Source organism: Chryseobacterium sp. Marseille-Q3244, assembly GCF_940807095.1.
In the GTDB taxonomy this organism is placed as follows: domain Bacteria; phylum Bacteroidota; class Bacteroidia; order Flavobacteriales; family Weeksellaceae; genus Chryseobacterium.
Genome location: NZ_CALNWX010000005.1, coordinates 199,077 through 213,786, shown reverse-complemented (window position 1 = coordinate 213,786; position 14,710 = coordinate 199,077). Strand labels below are relative to the sequence as shown.

The window sequence follows — 14,710 nt, the reverse complement described above, 5'->3', positions numbered from 1 at the left end:
AATTAAAAATGAAAGCAAAAAGAAAATAAATGAAATTTTAAAATGTAGAATTGCCGTGATGTACAAAAACCTTTATCGCTGAAGATGAAACGATTGCATATGACCTTTGAAAACAATAAAAATCCACATGTAAAAAAAAAACGGTAATTTTGAGGAAACGAATAAAATGGAGAAGCTAATACCAAGGCATGATGAAATATTAAAGGAACTGGATGAAAAAGGACATGTTCTTGTTCAGGATTTATGCGAAAAGCTGAATGTTTCTTCGGTTACGATACGAAAGGATCTGAACTATCTCGAAAGTTTAGGACTTCTTTTTAGGAATCATGGAGGAGCAAGTAAACAGGTGCGATATGCTTATGAGCAGAACGTAGGTGAAAAAGAAAATATTAATGTAGAAGCAAAGCAGACTATTGCAAAGGCTGCGCTGTCTTTAATTCAAGAGAATGACTGTATCATATTGGCATCAGGAACTACTATGCATTATCTTGCAAGGATGTTAATGAACTTCGGTCCGCTTACTGTTTTAACTTCTTCATTGAGGGTTGCAATTGAACTTTGTAATAATCCTAATATTAATGTAATTCAATTAGGTGGAGAAGTGAGAAAAAGCTCTACTTCGATTGTGGGATCTATTTCCGAAGGAATTCTTAAACAATTCTCATGTAATAAACTTTTCCTGGGGGTAGACGGAATTGATATTGAATTTGGGATCAGTACCTCGAATGCTGCCGAAGCGCATCTTAATCAAGTGATGATTGAATGCGCAGACAAAACAGTAGTTCTTGCAGACTCTTCAAAATTGAATAAGAAAGGTTTTGGTAAAATTGCAGCATTGGATCAGGTGGATTATCTGATTACGGATGATGGAATTGCTCCCGAAGATCAGGTCAGGCTAGAGGAAATTGGAGTTAATGTGATGAAATAAACCCATGTAAATTCCTAAATATATATATAATAGTATGTCAAAATATAAAGCCTGTGAGTGATCATGAGGCTTTTGTTTTTTTAGAAGATTGTTCTAATTGTATAGTTTGATTTCTGTGAGAAGAAAGGATTGAATATTTCTTGTTTCATGTAAAATAGAAGGATGATGCTTTTCTGCTGAAAATTGCGAAATGTTTCATTATCCTATAGTTATGGCATTTTTTTTGTTTCTAGCTGTTGGCTTTGAATTGTTAGAATAAACAATGAAAAGAAAAGGAGTGTTATTTGTGTTGAATTCATTTTTGTAAAGCTGTTCTTTTTTCTGAAAATGATCTAAATGATTAAAAATCAAAATATTTTACTCAAAATATTTGTCGGTTACAAAATTATTCATAAATTTGCACACTCATTTTAGGAGCGTAGTGTGCCTATATCAAAAGTAGAAATCACTTCAGACTTCCGAAAAATGGAAAAAAATAAAGGATAAATTTTATTATAATATAAACAATGTCAGGTATTATTGGTAAAAAAATCGGTATGACGTCTTTGTTTAACGAAGAAGGAAAAAACATTCCTTGTACAGTTATTCAAGCTGGTCCATGCTCGGTTTTACAGGTCAGAACCTTAGAAAAAGACGGTTATAAAGCTGTTCAATTAGGTTTCGATGACAAGAGTGAGAAGAACGTTGGTAAAGCGTTAGCTGGTCATTTTAAAAAGGCTGGTTCTGCTCCTAAAGCTAAATTAGTAGAATTCTACAGAGAATTCGTTGATGAAGTGAAAGTAGGAGAAGAAGTAAAAGTTGATTTATTCACTGAAGGTGAGTATGTTGACGTAACAGGAACTTCAAAAGGTAAAGGCTTCCAGGGTGTTGTTAAAAGACACGGATTTGGAGGTGTAATGCAGGCAACTCATGGTCAGCACAACAGACTTAGAGCTCCAGGTTCTATCGGTGCTGGTTCAGACCCTTCAAGAGTATTCAAAGGGATGAGAATGGCTGGAAGAATGGGAGGTGAGCAGGTAACTGTTCAAAACCTTCAAGTGTTAAAAGTTGATCAAGAACAAAATCTTTTAGTAGTAAAAGGTGCTGTTCCGGGAGCTAAAAATTCTTATGTAATTATCAGAAAATGGAACTAGTAGTATTAAATACATCAGGAAAAGAGACCGGAAGAAAAGTAACTCTAGACGAAACAGTATTCGGAATTGAGCCAAATCAGCACGCGGTTTACTTAGAAGTTAAACAGTACCTTGCTGCACAAAGACAAGGAACTCATAAAGCAAAAGAAAGAAGCGAAATTACTGCTTCTACTAAAAAGCTTAAGAAGCAAAAAGGATCAGGATCTGCTAGATATGGTGATATCAAATCTCCAACTTTCAGAGGTGGAGGTAGAGTATTCGGACCAAAACCAAGAGACTACAGATTCAAATTGAACAAAGCTCTTAAGAGATTAGCTAAGAAATCTGTTTTATCTCAGAAAATGAGAGACAACAGCATTAAAGTTTTAGAAGATTTGAGCTTTGGTGCTCCTAAGACTAAAGATTTTATCAATGTATTAAATGCATTGGAACTTAACGGTAAAAAATCTTTATTCGTTCTTCCTGAAGCTAACAAGAATGTGTATTTATCTTCAAGAAACTTACCTAAAACTAAAGTAATGAACTTCAACGAAATCAGTTCTTACGATTTAGTAAACGCTGGTGAGATCATTTTCTTAGAAGGTGCAGTTGAAAAATTCCAGGAAAATTTAAAGAAATAAGTCATGTCAGTTATTATTAAACCAGTTATTTCAGAAAAGGCTAACTACCTTACAGATTTAAGAGGTACTTATTCTTTCTTAGTTAACCCTAAGGCGAATAAAATCCAGATTAAAAAAGCTGTAGAAGCAGCTTATGGTGTAAAAGTAGCAGACGTTAATACAATGATTTATGCTCCGAAGGTTTCTTCAAAGTACACTAAAAAAGGTCTTCAAGTAGGAAAGACAAACAAATTGAAAAAAGCGGTAATTAAACTTGTTGAAGGTGATGTTATCGATATTTTTGCTGTAAATTAATTATTAATTATAAATAATAGTAATGTCTGTTAGAAAATTAAAACCTATCACCCCGGGACAGAGATTCAGAATTGTAAACAATTTTGAGGAAATTACTACCAACAAACCAGAGAAATCTCTAACAGTTGGTATTAAAAAGTCAGGTGGACGTAACCAAACAGGTAAAATGACCATGCGTTACACCGGAGGTGGACACAAAAAGAAATACAGAATTATTGACTTCAAAAGAAACAAAGCAAACGTTGAAGCAACTGTAAAATCTGTAGAATACGATCCAAACAGAACTGCATTTATCGCATTACTTGAGTATGCTGACGGAGAGAAGAGATATATCATCGCTCCAAACGGTATCAAAGTTGATCAGAAAGTAATTTCTGGTGAAAGCGTAGAACCAAATGTAGGGAACGCAATGAAGTTGAAAAACATTCCTTTAGGTACTGTAATTTCTTGTGTTGAAATGAAGCCTGGTCAAGGTGCAATTTTAGCAAGAAGTGCTGGTTCTTCAGCTCAATTAACTTCTAGAGATGGAAAATATGCAATCATCAAATTGCCTTCAGGAGAATCAAGAATGATCCTTACTGAATGTTATGCAATGATTGGATCAGTTTCTAACTCTGACCACCAATTAACGGTATCAGGTAAGGCTGGTAGAAGCAGATGGTTAGGTAGAAGACCAAGAACAAGAGCGGTTGTAATGAACCCAGTAGATCACCCAATGGGAGGTGGTGAAGGACGTTCTTCAGGAGGTCACCCAAGATCTAGAAACGGTATGCCGTCTAAAGGTTACAAAACTAGAAAGAAAAACAAAGTGTCTAACCGTTACATCGTATCTAAAAGAAAATAATTATGGCAAGATCACTTAAGAAAGGACCGTTCATTCATCATACTTTAGATAAGAAGGTTCAGGCAAATATAGAGTCTGGTAAGAAGACAGTTATCAAAACTTGGTCTAGAGCATCGATGATCTCTCCGGACTTCGTAGGACAAACTATTGCTGTGCACAATGGGAAATCTTTTATCCCAGTTTACGTTACAGAAAACATGGTTGGTCACAAGTTAGGCGAATTTTCTCCAACAAGATCTTTCAGAGGTCATGGTGGTAACAAAAACAAAGGAAGCAGATAATCATGGGATCAAGAAAACAAGATAGTTCAATCGCAAGAAAAGAAGCTAACAAAGACGTTGTAAAAGCTTCATTAAATAATTGCCCGTCTTCTCCAAGAAAAATGAGATTAGTTGCTGATATCATTAGAGGAGAGCAGGTAGATAAAGCTCTTTATATCCTAAAATATTCTAAGAAGGATGCTTCTAACAAGTTAGAAAAATTACTTCTTTCTGCTATGGCAAACTGGCAGACTAAAAACGAAGGTGCGGATATTGAAGAAGCTAACCTTATCGTTAAAGAAATCTTCGTGGATAGTGCAAGACAATTGAAGAGACTAAGACCAGCTCCACAAGGTAGAGGGTATAGAATCAGAAAGAGATCTAACCACGTTACATTAATCTTAGGTAATAAAGAAAATTAATCAAGGTATGGGACAGAAGACAAATCCAATTGGTAATAGATTAGGTATCATCAGAGGATGGGATTCTAACTGGTTTGGTGGAAACGATTATGGAGACAGAATCGCTGAAGACTACAAAATCAGAAGATACCTTGAGGCTAGATTATCTAAAGGTGGTATTTCAAAAATCTATATTGAAAGAACACTTAAATTAGTAACAGTTACAATCACTACTGCTAGACCGGGATTAATCATCGGTAAAGGAGGTCAGGAAGTTGATAAATTGAAAGAAGAATTGAAGAAACTTACAGGTAAGGATATTCAAATCAACATCTTCGAAATCAAAAGACCTGAATTAGATGCTGTACTAGTTGCTGATAGTATTTCTAAGCAAATTGAAAACAGAATTTCTTACAGAAGAGCTGTTAAAATGGCAATGGCAAGTACTATGAGAATGGGTGCTGAAGGTATCAAAGTTCAGATCTCTGGTAGATTGAACGGAGCTGAAATGGCAAGATCAGAATCTTTCAAAGAAGGAAGAATTCCATTGTCAACTTTCAGAGCTGATATCGATTACCACTGGGCAGAAGCTCACACTACTTACGGTAGATTAGGAGTAAAAGTTTGGATCATGAAAGGTGAAGTTTACGGTAAAAGAGAACTTTCTCCACTAGTGGGACAACAGAAAAAAGGAGGTCAGTCAGACAGAGGAAACAGAGGAGGAGACAGAGACAACAGAAGACCTAGAAAAAACAACAACAATAACAATAATAATTAAAATTTTAGATTAGAAATTTTGAATTTTAAATTACCGTTACTTTTTTAAAATTAAAAAAAATCTAAAATCTAAAATCTAAAATCTAAAATTTAGAGATTATGTTACAACCAAAAAGAACCAAATTCCGTAGAGTTCACAAGATGAAGATGAAGGGGAATGCCCAAAGAGGTAGTCAACTTGCTTACGGAACTTTTGGGATCAAAGCAACTGAGGGTGCTTGGATCACTGCAAGACAAATTGAAGCTGCTCGTATTGCTGCGACAAGATATATGAAGAGAGAAGGTCAACTATGGATCAAAATCTTCCCAGATAAGCCAATTACTAAGAAACCAGCGGAAGTACGTATGGGTAAAGGTAAAGGTGCTGTTGAATACTGGGTAGCTGTAGTAAAACCAGGTAAAATTATGTTTGAAGTAGGTGGAGTTCCTTACGAAGTTGCGAAAGAAGCTCTTAGACTTGCTGCACAAAAATTACCAGTAGTTACTAAATTCATCGTTGCTAACGATTTTGTTAAACCTTTATAATCTTTGAGTACAATGAAAAATGCTGATATTAAAAATTTAAGCGCGGGTGATATTCAAGCTCAATTAACTGAAGCAAAAGCTCAATATTCAAAATTGAAATTGGCTCATGCAATCAGCCCAATTGAAAACCCGATTCAAATCAAAGATTTGAGAAGAACAATCGCTAGACTAAATACTGAGTTAACTAACAAACAATAATTTCATTTTACAATGGATAGAAATTTAAGAAAAGAAAGAATCGGAGTGGTTTCCAGCAATAAAATGGAAAAAACTATTGTTGTTAGCGAAACTACAAGAGTAAAGCACCCGATGTACGGTAAATTCGTTTTGAAAACGAAAAAATATACTGCACACGACGAGAACAACGAATGCACAGAAGGTGATACAGTTTTGATCCAAGAAACTAGACCTTTGAGCAAGAGCAAGAGATGGAGATTAGTAAGAATCATTGAAAAAGCTAAGTAATAATGTTACAAACAGAATCAAGATTAAAAGTTGCTGATAACACAGGTGCTAAAGAAGTACTAGTTATTAGAGTTCTGGGAGGAACCAGAAGAAGATATGCTTCAGTTGGTGATAAAATCGTTGTTACGATCAAAGATTCTACACCATCAGGAAACGCAAAAAAAGGTCAGGTATCTAAAGCTGTAGTAGTAAGAACTAAAAAAGCAGTAAGAAGAAAAGATGGTTCATACATCAAATTCGACGACAATGCTTGTGTATTACTAAACGCAGCGGGAGAAATGAGAGGAACACGTGTTTTCGGACCGGTTGCTCGTGAGTTGAGAGACAAAGAATATATGAAAATCATTTCATTAGCTCCTGAAGTACTTTAATTTTTAAAATTTTTTAAAGAAATGTCAAAGTTAAAAATAAAAAGAGGAGATAACGTAATCATTACTACTGGTAAGAAAGATATCAAAGGTAAGACTGGTGAAGTTATTGAAGTGATCAAAAAAGAAGGAAGAGACCCAAGAGTAATTGTTGCAGGACTTAACATCATCAAAAAGCACGTTAAGCCTTCAGCTTCAAACCCTCAAGGAGGAATCGTTGAAAGAGAAGCTTCTATCCACATCTCAAACGTAGCTTTAGTTGGTAAAGACGGGAAAGCTATCAAAATCGGTTACAAAATCGAAGGAGATAAGAAAGTAAGAATCAACAAAAAAACGGGTGAAACTTTATAATTTGAATTAACATGGAATTTATAGCAAGACCCAAAAAAATATACAAAGAGACAATTGTTCCTGCAATGATGGAAGAATTCGGGTACAAGTCAATTATGCAAGTACCTAGATTAGAGAAAATCGTTGTATCACAAGGTTTAGGTGACGCTACTGCTGATAAGAAAATTATCGATTATGCAGTAGAAGAATTGACAAACATCACAGGTCAGAAAGCAGTAGGTACGATCTCTAAGAAAGACGAAGCTGCATTCAAACTTAGAAAAGGAATGCCTGTAGGTGCAAAAGTAACTTTGAGAGCTCAGAGAATGTATGAGTTCTTAGACAGACTTACTTCTTCTGCTTTACCACGTATCAGAGATTTCTCTGGTATCAAAGCAGATGGTTTCGATGGTAGAGGTAACTACAACTTAGGTATTACTGAGCAAATTATCTTCCCTGAAATCGTAATTGACAAAGTGAAAAAAATCCAAGGGATGGACATCACTTTCGTTACAACTGCGAAAACAGATAAAGAAGCTAAAGCATTATTAACTCACTTCGGTTTACCATTTAAAAAGAACTAAGAAATGGCTAAAGAATCAATGAAAGCGCGTGAGCGCAAAAGAGAAGCACTAGTTGCTAAATACGCTGCTAAAAGACAAGCTCTTAAAGAAGCAGGTGATTACGAAGGACTTCAAAAATTGCCTAAAAATGCTTCTCCTGTAAGATTACACAACAGATGTAAACTAACAGGTAGACCAAGAGGATACATGAGAACGTTTGGTATTTCCAGAGTAACTTTCAGAGAAATGGCTAACAACGGTCTTATCCCAGGTGTAAGAAAAGCTAGCTGGTAATAATTACTAGATAAAAATCGGGACAATTAAGTTGTCAAGATACTAAAGAATAAATATCAGACCGAAGTTTTCTGACGTCTGATATTTTTCTCTTCAAGTCTTTTCAAAACTGATTGTTCTTTAACCAATAATTTATAAAAGAAAAATGGTAACAGATCCAATTTCAGATTTCCTAACAAGAGTAAGGAACGCACAAAGCGCAGGCCACAAAGTGGTGGAAATTCCTGCATCGAAAATCAAAAAGGAGATTACTAAGATCCTATTTGATCAAGGGTATATCTTAAACTTCAAGTTTGAAGATAACGCTGTTCAAGGAGTGATCAAAATCGCTTTAAAGTACGATAAGCAAACTAACAAACCTGCTATTAAGTCTATCCAAAGAGCTTCAAGACCAGGTTTAAGACAGTACAAAGGTTCTACTGAACTTCCAAGAGTACTAAACGGTTTGGGTATTTCTATCATCTCTACTTCTAAAGGAGTAATGACTGACAAGAAAGCTAGAGAAGAGAAAGTAGGCGGTGAAGTAATCTGCTATGTTTATTAATTTTTAATCAGAGGAAAATGTCAAGAATTGGTAAAGCAATTATAACAATTCCAGCAGGAGTTACAATCACTGAAAATAACGGTGTAGTAACTGTAAAAGGTCCTAAAGGAGAACTTTCTCAGGAGCTTACAGCAGGAATTACTGTAGAACAAAAAGATGGGGAACTGAACGTAAACAGACCATCTGATACTAAACAACACAAAGCGCTTCACGGTTTATACAGAGCGTTGATCAACAACATGATTGTTGGTGTAAATACAGGTTTCGAAAAGAAACTAGAACTAGTAGGGGTAGGATACAGAGCTTCTCACGCAGGTCAAAAACTTGAGTTAGCTTTAGGATTCTCTCACGGTATTGTACTAGAACTTCCAAGCGAAGTAAAAGTTGATACATTGACTGAAAAAGGTAAAAACCCAATTATTACTTTAACGTCTCACGATAACCAACTTCTAGGAATGGTTGCTGCAAAGATCAGATCTTTCAGAAAGCCTGAGCCATACAAAGGAAAAGGTGTAAGATTCGTAGGAGAAATTGTTAGACGTAAAGCTGGTAAATCTGCTTAATAAATTATAAGTATTATGGCATTAAGTAAATTAGAAAAAAGAATAAGAATCAAAAGAAGAGTAAGAGGGAAAATCTCTGGATCTTCTGAATTGCCAAGATTATCTGTATACAAAAGTAATAAGGAAATTTACGCTCAGTTAATCGACGATAAAAATGGTAAAACTTTAGCATCAGCTTCTTCTAGAGAGAAAGGTGTAGACGCTAAAGGTACTAAAACTGAAATTTCTGCTTCTGTTGGTAAAGCTATCGCTGCTAAAGCTATCGCTGCAGGAATCGAAAATATTGTATTTGACAGAAACGGTTTCGTATATCACGGTAGAGTAAAAGCTCTAGCTGATGGTGCGAGAGAAGGTGGACTTAAATTCTAATCATTAAATTTCGGAAAATATGTTAGGACTAGATAATATAGAAAGAGTAAAACCGGGAGGATTAGAATTAAAAGATCGTCTCGTAGCTGTTAACAGAGTAACAAAAGTAACAAAAGGGGGTAGAGCTTTCGGATTTTCTGCTATTGTTGTAGTAGGAAATGAAGAAGGTATTATCGGTTTCGGTTTAGGAAAATCTAAAGAAGTTGCTTCTGCAATTGCTAAAGCAGTTGAAGATGCTAAGAAAAATCTTGTGAAAGTTCCTGTAATGAACCACACTATTCCTCACCAAACTACTGCTAGATACGGTGGTGCAGATATCTTCTTAAGACCTGCTTCTCACGGTACAGGATTGATCGCAGGTGGTGCGGTAAGAGCGGTATTGGAATCAGCTGGTATTCACGATATCCTTTCAAAATCTAAAGGATCTTCTAACCCTCACAACGTGGTGAAAGCTACTTTCAAAGCGTTATTGGATATCAGAAGACCTGAAGAGATCGCTAGAATGAGAGGAGTTTCTCTAAGTAAAGTGTTTAACGGTTAATAATAAAACAATGGCAACAATTAAAGTAAAGCAAGTAAGAAGCGCTATTGGTAGAACAAAAACCCAAAAGAGAACGCTTGAAGCATTAGGATTAAAAAAACTTCACCAAGTTGTAGAACACGAAGCTACTCCTTCCATCTTAGGAATGATAGCTGCTGTAGGTCACTTACTAGAAGTTCAAAAATAATTTTATAAAAGAGAAATTAAAATGAATTTAAATAACATACAACCTGCTGCAGGATCTACTTTCAACTCAAAAAGAATTGGTAGAGGTCAAGGTACAGGAAAAGGAGGTACTTCAACAAAAGGACACAAAGGTCAGAAAGCTAGAGCTGGTTATTCTCAGAAGATCGGTTTCGAAGGTGGACAGATGCCTTTACAAAGAAGATTACCTAAATTCGGATTCAAAAACGTAAACAGAAAAGAGTTTAGAGGAGTTAATCTTGATACTATTCAAACTTTAATCGAGAACAAATCCATCACTGGAGAGATCACGAAAGAAGTTTTAGTAGCAAATGGAGTAGTTTCTAAAAACGAATTAGTGAAAATTATGGGTAGAGGAGAATTGAAATCTGCGGTTTCAATCTCTGCTGATAAATTCACGAAATCTGCTGAAGAGCTTATTGCTAAGGCAGGTGGAAAAGCAATTACCTTATAATACTTACTAATGAAAGAATTTATACAAACACTTAAAAATATTTGGAGTCTTAAAGAATTGAGAGATAAAATTCTCTTCACTTTAGGGATTATCCTTGTGTATAGATTCGCATCTTATATCTCACTTCCAGCGATTAACCTTGCAGAGGTGGGAGATCTCTTAGAGCATTATAAAAATCAAGGCGGTAACAAGCAAGGAGCAGGTCTCCTTGGCTTGCTTTCGTCGTTTACGGGGGGAGCTTTCAGCCACGCTTCCGTAATGGCGTTAGGTATCATGCCTTATATTTCTGCTTCTATTATTGTTCAGTTGATGGGGATGGCTATTCCTTATCTTCAGAAGCTTCAGAAAGATGGAGAGTCAGGTAGAAATACATTGAACCAAATTACAAGATGGTTAACGATCGGGGTTTGTCTGGTACAGGCACCTTCTTACTTAACTTCTATTACTCAATTATTCTTACCGTATGCTCAGTTCCAATCTGCATATTTTGTAGAACCAAATTCGATTATGTTCTGGTTACCAAGTATTGTTATCTTGGTAGGTGGTTCAGTATTCGCAATGTGGTTAGGTGAAAAGATTACCGATAAGGGAATCGGAAATGGTATCTCTATCCTTATTATGGTGGGGATCCTTTCAAGATTACCTGAGGCATTCGTACAGGAGATGGCCGTGCAGAACGGAAAAGGAGGAATGGGATCTATCATGATCCTTATCGAAGTATTATTCTGGATGTTGGTAGTTCTTTTAGCAGTGATTTTATCAGTTGCTGTTAGAAAAATTCCTATTCAGTATGTAAGCAGAGCTCAAGCAAGAGGAGGTGTAAACAAGAATCTTATGCAGGGCGCAAGACAATGGATTCCATTGAAAGTAAATGCTGCTGGTGTAATGCCAATTATCTTTGCTCAGGCATTGATGTTCGTACCAGGATTATTAACAAAATTCGATGAGTCCAACACTTTTCTTGCAGGTTTCAAGAATGTTTTTAGCTGGCAGTACAATGTATTGTTTGCGCTATTAATTATTATCTTCTCGTTTTTCTATACTGCAATTACAATTCCGGTAAACCAAATGGCTGATGATTTAAAGAGAAATGGAGGTTTAGTACCGAAAGTAAGACCCGGAAAAGAGACAGCAGATTACTTAGATGATATTTTATCAAAAATTACCTTGCCAGGTGCAATTTTTTTATCTATCTTTGCAGTCCTTCCAGCAATTGTGCATGGAAGCTTTGTTCAGACAGATGCGTTTGCCCTATTTTTCGGGGGAACGTCACTATTGATTATGGTAGGTGTAATTTTAGATACAGTTCAACAGATTAATACATATCTGCTGAATCATCATTATGATGGCTTAATGCAGTCTAAACTGTCTAGAACGACTGGATATTAATTTATGGCAAAACAAAAACATATTGAACAAGACGGCGTTATAACGGAAGCACTTTCGAACGCTCAGTTCCGTGTAGAACTTGAAAATGGGCATATTCTTATTGCTCATATTTCTGGTAAAATGCGAATGCACTATATTAAACTTTTACCTGGTGATAAGGTAAAACTAGAAATGTCTCCCTATGATTTAACGAAAGGGAGGATCACATTTAGATATTAAAACATTTAGCCAAATGGAATACTCATTCCATTTGGCATTTGTAAAAAATAAATACTATCAAAATGAAAGTAAGAGCATCAATTAAAAAAAGAAGCGCTGATTGCAAAATCGTACGCAGAAAAGGTGTACTATTCGTAATCAACAAGAAGAACCCAAAATTTAAACAAAGACAAGGTTAACATTAAATTATGGCGAGAATTGCAGGTATTGATTTACCAAAAAACAAAAGAGGTGTTATCGGTTTAACTTACATCTATGGAGTAGGAAGAAATACTTCTTCTGAAATCCTTAAAGCTGCCGGTATCAGCGAAGACAAGAAAGTCAACGAATGGAATGACGATGAATTGGCTGCAATCAGAACATATATCTCTGAAAACGTAAAAGTAGAAGGAGAATTAAGATCTGAAGTGCAATTGAACATCAAGAGATTGATGGACATAGGATGCCAACGAGGAATACGTCACAGACTTGGATTACCTTTAAGAGGCCAGAGAACGAAAAACAACTCTAGAACACGTAAAGGGAAGAGAAAAACTGTTGCTAACAAGAAAAAAGCTAGTAAATAATCGTTAGGAATTATGGCAAAACAAACTAAAGTAGTTAAAAAAAGAAAAGTAAAAGTTGAAGCTATTGGTGAAGCTCATATTCAAGCTTCTTTCAATAACATCATCATTTCTTTAACAAATAAAAACGGAGAGGTTATCTCTTGGGCTTCTGCCGGTAAAATGGGATTCAGAGGTTCTAAAAAGAATACTCCATTTGCTGCTCAGATGGCAGCTGAAAATTGCTCTGCTGTAGCTCACGAAGCTGGTTTAAGAAGAGTAAAGGTGTTTGTGAAAGGTCCAGGTGCAGGTAGAGAATCTGCAATCAGATCTATCCACAATTCAGGAATTGAAGTTAGCGAAATCGTTGATGTGACTCCAATGCCACACAACGGATGTAGACCACCAAAAAGAAGAAGAGTTTAATTTTTAGAATTTACCCATTATGGCAAGATATATTGGACCTAAAACTAAGATTGCTAGAAAGTTTGGTGCTGCAATCTACGGAGATGATAAGAACTTCGAAAAAAGAAAGAACCAACCGCCAGGACAACACGGTCCTAACAAGAGAAGAGGTGCTAAAAAATCAGAATATGCAGTTCAGTTAGCTGAAAAACAAAAAGCTAAATATACTTACGGTATTTTAGAAAGACAGTTTGCTAACTTATTTGAAAAAGCACACAGAAGTAAAGGTGTAACAGGGGAAGTTCTATTACAACTTTGTGAATCAAGATTGGATAACGTAGTATACAGATTAGGTTTTGCTAAAACTAGATCTGGTGCAAGACAATTAGTTTCTCACAGACACATTACTGTGAACGGAGAGATTCTTAATATCCCTTCTTATTTGGTAAAAGCTGGTGATGTAATCGCTGTAAGAGAAAAGTCTAAGTCTCTTGAAGTTGTTACCAATGCATTGGCTTCTAAGTCAAACTATGAGTGGTTACAATTCAACGATGAGAAGAAAGAAGGTACCTTCATTTCTGCTCCTGAAAGAATCCAAATTCCGGAGGACATTAAGGAGAACCTTATCGTCGAACTTTACTCTAAATAATTTTTTAATCAAATTTTTGCTCAACCCAATAATATGGCAATTTTACAATTCATAAAACCCGATAAAGTAATTTTACTTAACTCTGATGAATTTAAAGGTCAATTTGAATTCAGACCTTTAGAACCAGGTTTCGGGCTTACAATCGGTAATGCTTTGAGAAGAGTGTTGCTTTCTTCTCTGGAAGGATACGCTATTTCATCTATCAAAATAGAAGGTGTAGAGCACGAATTTTCAACTATTCCAGGAGTAATCGAAGACGTTACCGAAATTATTCTTAACCTAAAGCAGGTTAGATTAAAAGCTTCAGCAGAAGGCCAGGCTAACGAGCAGGTTGTTGCTAAAGTTTCAGGTCAAACGATTATTACTGCTGGTGATTTAGGAAAATCGATCAACGGATTCGAGGTTTTAAACCCGGATTTAGTGATTTGTAACCTAAATACTGATGTAACTTTCGAAATTACTTTCAATATTGAAAAAGGTAGAGGATATGTTCCTTCAGAACAAAATAAGTCAAACAATGCACCTGTAGGTACTATTGCTATTGACTCTATTTTCACGCCGATCAAGAAAGTACAGTATAGCATTGAAAATTATCGTGTAGAGCAAAAAACAGACTACGAAAAACTTGTATTAGATATAGAAACTGATGGGTCTATTAGCCCTCAGAATGCTTTAACAGAAGCTTCTAAGATATTAATTTATCACTTCATGTTATTCTCTGATGAGAGAATCACGCTTGAAACTGAAGCTGTAAAAGCATCTATTCAATATGATGAAGAAACTCTTCACACAAGACAACTTCTTAAGTCTAAATTAGCAGATATGGATCTTTCTGTAAGAGCCCTTAACTGTCTAAAAGCAGCGGAAGTAGAAACTCTTGGAGAATTGGTTTCTTACAGTAAGTCTGATTTGATGAAATTCAGAAATTTTGGTAAAAAATCTTTGACAGAACTAGAAGAATTAGTGCATTCAAAAGGTCTTAACTTCGGTTTCGACGTTGCAAAATATAAGTTAGACGCTGATAAATAA

The 14,710-nt window shown here is 35.6% G+C and carries 28 protein-coding genes; all 28 read left to right on the top strand.

Annotated features, from left to right (window positions below):
* The first annotated feature begins 166 nt into the window (after positions 1-166).
* The 28 genes from NBX25_RS11190 (at position 167) to NBX25_RS11055 (ending at position 14,710) form a co-directional block, all read left to right on the top strand.
* Positions 167-928 (top strand): DeoR/GlpR family DNA-binding transcription regulator, encoded by a 762-nt coding sequence (locus NBX25_RS11190; RefSeq protein ID WP_250253656.1) that lies wholly within the window; start codon positions 167-169, stop codon positions 926-928.
* Positions 929-1,434: 506 nt separating this feature from the next.
* Positions 1,435-2,061, top strand: a complete 627-nt coding sequence (rplC, locus tag NBX25_RS11185; protein ID WP_027371722.1) for a 50S ribosomal protein L3 — start codon at positions 1,435-1,437, stop codon at positions 2,059-2,061.
* Positions 2,052-2,681, top strand: coding sequence for a 50S ribosomal protein L4 (gene rplD / locus NBX25_RS11180; RefSeq protein ID WP_047096820.1), 630 nt, complete (start codon positions 2,052-2,054; stop codon positions 2,679-2,681). The genes rplC and rplD overlap by 10 nt, the downstream gene beginning before the upstream one ends.
* Before the next feature lie 3 nt (positions 2,682-2,684).
* Positions 2,685-2,975 carry a 50S ribosomal protein L23 gene (rplW, locus tag NBX25_RS11175; protein WP_123909156.1) on the top strand — a complete coding sequence of 97 codons (291 nt, stop codon included), beginning with the start codon at positions 2,685-2,687 and terminating at the stop codon, positions 2,973-2,975.
* Positions 2,976-2,997: 22 nt separating this feature from the next.
* Complete coding sequence (gene rplB / locus NBX25_RS11170; RefSeq protein ID WP_123909155.1) at positions 2,998-3,819, top strand: 50S ribosomal protein L2; 822 nt, start codon at positions 2,998-3,000, stop codon at positions 3,817-3,819.
* A gap of 2 nt (positions 3,820-3,821) precedes the next feature.
* Entirely contained in the window at positions 3,822-4,100 is a 279-nt protein-coding gene (gene rpsS / locus NBX25_RS11165) for a 30S ribosomal protein S19 (protein WP_002983209.1), read from the top strand.
* Between the two features lie 2 nt (positions 4,101-4,102).
* Complete coding sequence (gene rplV / locus NBX25_RS11160) at positions 4,103-4,501, top strand: 50S ribosomal protein L22 (protein ID WP_047096818.1); 399 nt, start codon at positions 4,103-4,105, stop codon at positions 4,499-4,501.
* Positions 4,502-4,508: 7 nt separating this feature from the next.
* Positions 4,509-5,258 (top strand): 30S ribosomal protein S3, encoded by a 750-nt coding sequence (gene rpsC / locus NBX25_RS11155; RefSeq protein WP_034694675.1) that lies wholly within the window; start codon positions 4,509-4,511, stop codon positions 5,256-5,258.
* A 98-nt stretch (positions 5,259-5,356) separates the two neighbouring features.
* Positions 5,357-5,782: a 50S ribosomal protein L16 gene (rplP, locus tag NBX25_RS11150; RefSeq protein WP_002983219.1), complete on the top strand. Its 426-nt coding sequence runs from the start codon at positions 5,357-5,359 to the stop codon at positions 5,780-5,782.
* Between the two features lie 12 nt (positions 5,783-5,794).
* Complete coding sequence (gene rpmC / locus NBX25_RS11145; protein WP_027371716.1) at positions 5,795-5,980, top strand: 50S ribosomal protein L29; 186 nt, start codon at positions 5,795-5,797, stop codon at positions 5,978-5,980.
* 12 nt (positions 5,981-5,992) lie between these two features.
* Entirely contained in the window at positions 5,993-6,247 is a 255-nt protein-coding gene (gene rpsQ / locus NBX25_RS11140) for a 30S ribosomal protein S17 (protein WP_027371715.1), read from the top strand.
* 2 nt (positions 6,248-6,249) lie between these two features.
* On the top strand, positions 6,250-6,618 hold the full coding sequence (rplN, locus tag NBX25_RS11135; protein WP_002983226.1) for a 50S ribosomal protein L14: 369 nt from the start codon (positions 6,250-6,252) through the stop codon (positions 6,616-6,618).
* Between the two features lie 21 nt (positions 6,619-6,639).
* Positions 6,640-6,966: a 50S ribosomal protein L24 gene (rplX, locus tag NBX25_RS11130; protein WP_047096816.1), complete on the top strand. Its 327-nt coding sequence runs from the start codon at positions 6,640-6,642 to the stop codon at positions 6,964-6,966.
* 11 nt (positions 6,967-6,977) lie between these two features.
* Positions 6,978-7,529 (top strand): 50S ribosomal protein L5, encoded by a 552-nt coding sequence (gene rplE, locus NBX25_RS11125; RefSeq protein ID WP_105702144.1) that lies wholly within the window; start codon positions 6,978-6,980, stop codon positions 7,527-7,529.
* Positions 7,530-7,532: 3 nt separating this feature from the next.
* Entirely contained in the window at positions 7,533-7,802 is a 270-nt protein-coding gene (rpsN, locus tag NBX25_RS11120; RefSeq protein WP_002983233.1) for a 30S ribosomal protein S14, read from the top strand.
* Positions 7,803-7,947: 145 nt separating this feature from the next.
* Entirely contained in the window at positions 7,948-8,346 is a 399-nt protein-coding gene (rpsH, locus tag NBX25_RS11115; RefSeq protein ID WP_047376575.1) for a 30S ribosomal protein S8, read from the top strand.
* Between the two features lie 17 nt (positions 8,347-8,363).
* The gene (rplF, locus tag NBX25_RS11110; RefSeq protein ID WP_123909154.1) at positions 8,364-8,909 is read left to right on the top strand and encodes a 50S ribosomal protein L6; all 546 of its coding nucleotides are present in this window, start codon (positions 8,364-8,366) and stop codon (positions 8,907-8,909) included.
* Positions 8,910-8,924: 15 nt separating this feature from the next.
* The gene (gene rplR / locus NBX25_RS11105; protein ID WP_123909153.1) at positions 8,925-9,278 is read left to right on the top strand and encodes a 50S ribosomal protein L18; all 354 of its coding nucleotides are present in this window, start codon (positions 8,925-8,927) and stop codon (positions 9,276-9,278) included.
* 19 nt (positions 9,279-9,297) lie between these two features.
* Positions 9,298-9,819: a 30S ribosomal protein S5 gene (rpsE, locus tag NBX25_RS11100; RefSeq protein ID WP_045491132.1), complete on the top strand. Its 522-nt coding sequence runs from the start codon at positions 9,298-9,300 to the stop codon at positions 9,817-9,819.
* A 10-nt stretch (positions 9,820-9,829) separates the two neighbouring features.
* On the top strand, positions 9,830-10,006 hold the full coding sequence (gene rpmD / locus NBX25_RS11095) for a 50S ribosomal protein L30 (RefSeq protein WP_027371710.1): 177 nt from the start codon (positions 9,830-9,832) through the stop codon (positions 10,004-10,006).
* 21 nt (positions 10,007-10,027) lie between these two features.
* Positions 10,028-10,477: a 50S ribosomal protein L15 gene (rplO, locus tag NBX25_RS11090; protein ID WP_123858828.1), complete on the top strand. Its 450-nt coding sequence runs from the start codon at positions 10,028-10,030 to the stop codon at positions 10,475-10,477.
* 9 nt (positions 10,478-10,486) lie between these two features.
* A complete protein-coding gene (gene secY / locus NBX25_RS11085; protein ID WP_045491124.1) occupies positions 10,487-11,866 on the top strand; it encodes a preprotein translocase subunit SecY in 1,380 nt (459 codons plus the stop codon).
* Positions 11,867-11,869: 3 nt separating this feature from the next.
* Complete coding sequence (gene infA / locus NBX25_RS11080) at positions 11,870-12,085, top strand: translation initiation factor IF-1 (RefSeq protein ID WP_034684855.1); 216 nt, start codon at positions 11,870-11,872, stop codon at positions 12,083-12,085.
* A 62-nt stretch (positions 12,086-12,147) separates the two neighbouring features.
* Positions 12,148-12,264 carry a 50S ribosomal protein L36 gene (rpmJ, locus tag NBX25_RS11075; RefSeq protein WP_007839480.1) on the top strand — a complete coding sequence of 39 codons (117 nt, stop codon included), beginning with the start codon at positions 12,148-12,150 and terminating at the stop codon, positions 12,262-12,264.
* A 9-nt stretch (positions 12,265-12,273) separates the two neighbouring features.
* Positions 12,274-12,651 carry a 30S ribosomal protein S13 gene (gene rpsM / locus NBX25_RS11070; protein WP_034738759.1) on the top strand — a complete coding sequence of 126 codons (378 nt, stop codon included), beginning with the start codon at positions 12,274-12,276 and terminating at the stop codon, positions 12,649-12,651.
* 12 nt (positions 12,652-12,663) lie between these two features.
* Positions 12,664-13,053: a 30S ribosomal protein S11 gene (gene rpsK, locus NBX25_RS11065; protein ID WP_034694697.1), complete on the top strand. Its 390-nt coding sequence runs from the start codon at positions 12,664-12,666 to the stop codon at positions 13,051-13,053.
* Between the two features lie 19 nt (positions 13,054-13,072).
* Entirely contained in the window at positions 13,073-13,681 is a 609-nt protein-coding gene (gene rpsD / locus NBX25_RS11060; protein WP_045491111.1) for a 30S ribosomal protein S4, read from the top strand.
* Between the two features lie 33 nt (positions 13,682-13,714).
* Complete coding sequence (locus tag NBX25_RS11055) at positions 13,715-14,710, top strand: DNA-directed RNA polymerase subunit alpha (protein WP_066695982.1); 996 nt, start codon at positions 13,715-13,717, stop codon at positions 14,708-14,710.

Coding starts and splice junctions, on each gene's coding strand:
- rpsK (WP_034694697.1), top strand. CDS start 12,664: ATGGCAAAACAAACTAAAGTAGTTAAAAAAAGAAAAGTAAAAGTTGAA.
- rplW (WP_123909156.1), top strand. CDS start 2,685: ATGTCAGTTATTATTAAACCAGTTATTTCAGAAAAGGCTAACTACCTT.
- NBX25_RS11190 (WP_250253656.1), top strand. CDS start 167: ATGGAGAAGCTAATACCAAGGCATGATGAAATATTAAAGGAACTGGAT.
- NBX25_RS11055 (WP_066695982.1), top strand. CDS start 13,715: ATGGCAATTTTACAATTCATAAAACCCGATAAAGTAATTTTACTTAAC.
- rpsM (WP_034738759.1), top strand. CDS start 12,274: ATGGCGAGAATTGCAGGTATTGATTTACCAAAAAACAAAAGAGGTGTT.
- rpsE (WP_045491132.1), top strand. CDS start 9,298: ATGTTAGGACTAGATAATATAGAAAGAGTAAAACCGGGAGGATTAGAA.
- rplB (WP_123909155.1), top strand. CDS start 2,998: ATGTCTGTTAGAAAATTAAAACCTATCACCCCGGGACAGAGATTCAGA.
- rpmJ (WP_007839480.1), top strand. CDS start 12,148: ATGAAAGTAAGAGCATCAATTAAAAAAAGAAGCGCTGATTGCAAAATC.
- rpsD (WP_045491111.1), top strand. CDS start 13,073: ATGGCAAGATATATTGGACCTAAAACTAAGATTGCTAGAAAGTTTGGT.
- rplX (WP_047096816.1), top strand. CDS start 6,640: ATGTCAAAGTTAAAAATAAAAAGAGGAGATAACGTAATCATTACTACT.
- infA (WP_034684855.1), top strand. CDS start 11,870: ATGGCAAAACAAAAACATATTGAACAAGACGGCGTTATAACGGAAGCA.
- rpsN (WP_002983233.1), top strand. CDS start 7,533: ATGGCTAAAGAATCAATGAAAGCGCGTGAGCGCAAAAGAGAAGCACTA.
- secY (WP_045491124.1), top strand. CDS start 10,487: ATGAAAGAATTTATACAAACACTTAAAAATATTTGGAGTCTTAAAGAA.
- rplN (WP_002983226.1), top strand. CDS start 6,250: ATGTTACAAACAGAATCAAGATTAAAAGTTGCTGATAACACAGGTGCT.
- rpmC (WP_027371716.1), top strand. CDS start 5,795: ATGAAAAATGCTGATATTAAAAATTTAAGCGCGGGTGATATTCAAGCT.
- rplE (WP_105702144.1), top strand. CDS start 6,978: ATGGAATTTATAGCAAGACCCAAAAAAATATACAAAGAGACAATTGTT.
- rpmD (WP_027371710.1), top strand. CDS start 9,830: ATGGCAACAATTAAAGTAAAGCAAGTAAGAAGCGCTATTGGTAGAACA.
- rplD (WP_047096820.1), top strand. CDS start 2,052: ATGGAACTAGTAGTATTAAATACATCAGGAAAAGAGACCGGAAGAAAA.
- rplC (WP_027371722.1), top strand. CDS start 1,435: ATGTCAGGTATTATTGGTAAAAAAATCGGTATGACGTCTTTGTTTAAC.
- rplV (WP_047096818.1), top strand. CDS start 4,103: ATGGGATCAAGAAAACAAGATAGTTCAATCGCAAGAAAAGAAGCTAAC.
- rplP (WP_002983219.1), top strand. CDS start 5,357: ATGTTACAACCAAAAAGAACCAAATTCCGTAGAGTTCACAAGATGAAG.
- rplR (WP_123909153.1), top strand. CDS start 8,925: ATGGCATTAAGTAAATTAGAAAAAAGAATAAGAATCAAAAGAAGAGTA.
- rpsH (WP_047376575.1), top strand. CDS start 7,948: ATGGTAACAGATCCAATTTCAGATTTCCTAACAAGAGTAAGGAACGCA.
- rplF (WP_123909154.1), top strand. CDS start 8,364: ATGTCAAGAATTGGTAAAGCAATTATAACAATTCCAGCAGGAGTTACA.
- rpsC (WP_034694675.1), top strand. CDS start 4,509: ATGGGACAGAAGACAAATCCAATTGGTAATAGATTAGGTATCATCAGA.
- rplO (WP_123858828.1), top strand. CDS start 10,028: ATGAATTTAAATAACATACAACCTGCTGCAGGATCTACTTTCAACTCA.
- rpsQ (WP_027371715.1), top strand. CDS start 5,993: ATGGATAGAAATTTAAGAAAAGAAAGAATCGGAGTGGTTTCCAGCAAT.
- rpsS (WP_002983209.1), top strand. CDS start 3,822: ATGGCAAGATCACTTAAGAAAGGACCGTTCATTCATCATACTTTAGAT.